The sequence below is a fragment of the Sporolactobacillus vineae DSM 21990 = SL153 genome, from assembly GCF_000377985.1.
Classification (GTDB): Bacteria; Bacillota; Bacilli; order Bacillales; family Sporolactobacillaceae; genus Sporolactobacillus; species Sporolactobacillus vineae.
Genome location: NZ_KB899083.1, coordinates 1 through 1,672 on the forward strand (window position 1 = coordinate 1; position 1,672 = coordinate 1,672).

The 1,672-nt window shown below is 37.0% G+C and carries 2 protein-coding genes; both read left to right on the top strand.

Annotated features, from left to right (window positions below):
- A partial coding sequence (xerA, locus tag D889_RS0114745) for a site-specific tyrosine recombinase/integron integrase (protein WP_248676847.1) occupies positions 1-1,079 on the top strand: 1,079 nt, incomplete at its 5' end.
- Between the two features lie 27 nt (positions 1,080-1,106).
- Positions 1,107-1,672, top strand: a 566-nt coding sequence (locus tag D889_RS0114750) for a restriction endonuclease subunit S (protein WP_018962470.1), incomplete at its 3' end; no start/stop codon positions are given.

Here is a 1,672-nt window from a genome sequence, read left to right on the forward strand (position 1 = left end):
GGTCAAATAAATTATGGTTTTTCTCCTTAATTGTGTGTTTTCAAGATAAAATGAAGAAAATACATAAGATAATGGAGGAAATCATGAAAAAAGAAATCATAAGCGACGTTCTGAACAAGATGATATCTTATCTTGATAATTACCAGTTGCAGAAGCTGAAGGACGTTTTGACAGTAAGTTTTTCAGGAATTTCAATCGAGGTCGAAGAAGAAAATGAAACAAGTGATTTTGTTTCCTCAAATACGGACAGACTGAACAGCTTTCTTTCTTCAAAAAAGGTGGAGGGTTGTTCAAGTCAATCTCTTGAGTATTATCGTAAGACGATTGAACGACTGATTTCATCATTAGATAAAGATATTACACGCATTACAACTGAAGATATAAGAAAATATTTGGCGGATTATCATGATAAACGAAAGGTCAGCAAAGTGACGATCGATAATATCAGAAGGATTTTTTCCAGTTTCTTCTCCTGGCTGGAAGATGAGGAATTCATTATGAAGAGCCCCGTGCGAAGGATTCATAAGGTGAAGACGAATAAAATGGTCAAAGATACTTATTCAGATGAAATGCTGGAAAAGATGAGGGATTCCTGCGTTCAGTCAAGAGACCTCGCCTTAATCGACATGCTCACTTCCACTGGTATGCGGGTTGGAGAGCTGGTTAAACTCAACAAAACAGATATTAACTTTCAGGAGCGTGAATGTGTCGTCTTCGGTAAGGGAAACAAGGAACGTTTAGTTTATTTTGATGCACGCACAAAAATCCATCTGATGCACTATCTCAATGAGAGATACGATCGGAATCCTGCACTATTTGTCTCGTTGAATGCTCCGTATTACCGTTTGAAAATCGGAGGAGTCGAAGCCAGATTGAAGAAGATCGGGAAATCCGTTAGTAATGAAAGAGTCTATCCGCATAAATTCAGGCGAACCCTGGCAACAGCTGCTATCGACAAGGGCATGCCAATCGAACAAGTGCAGCACTTGTTAGGTCATCAGCGTATTGATACAACGCTGCAATATGCAATGGTAAATCAGATAAATGTGAAAAATGCACATAGAAAATATATCGGGTAGGCTGATAAGTATTTGGAGTGAATTAGCATGGAGTTTGAAAAAACAAAGATCGGTAAGATCCCAACAAAATGGAATGTAGCTTCAATATGCGATATAGGCGATGTCGTAGGTGGTGGTACTCCAAAAAAGACTGTTGATGAATATTGGAATGGAGACATATCTTGGATAACTCCTAAAGATTTGTCCAATTACAACAGGCGGCTTATTTGTACAGGCCATCGCAATATCACTAATAAAGGTTTATGCAATTCTTCTGCAAGGTTATTACCAAAAGGGACAGTTTTATTTAGCTCACGAGCACCCATTGGTTATCTTGCCATTGCAGGAAAAGAACTGTGCACGAATCAGGGATTTAAGAGTGTCATTTGCAACAAAGAAAAGATCAATAATTATTTTCTTTATTATCTCCTAATAGTAAAAAGACATTATTTAGAAAATATTGCAGGTGGCTCAACATTTAAAGAGATTTCTGGGAAAGTTTTAAAAGAATTTGAAATACCTCTACCTCCAATAGAAGAACAAAATGTAATTGCTCGAATGTTGTCACACTTAGATGATAAGATTGAGATAAATACCAAGATAAATCAGAATTT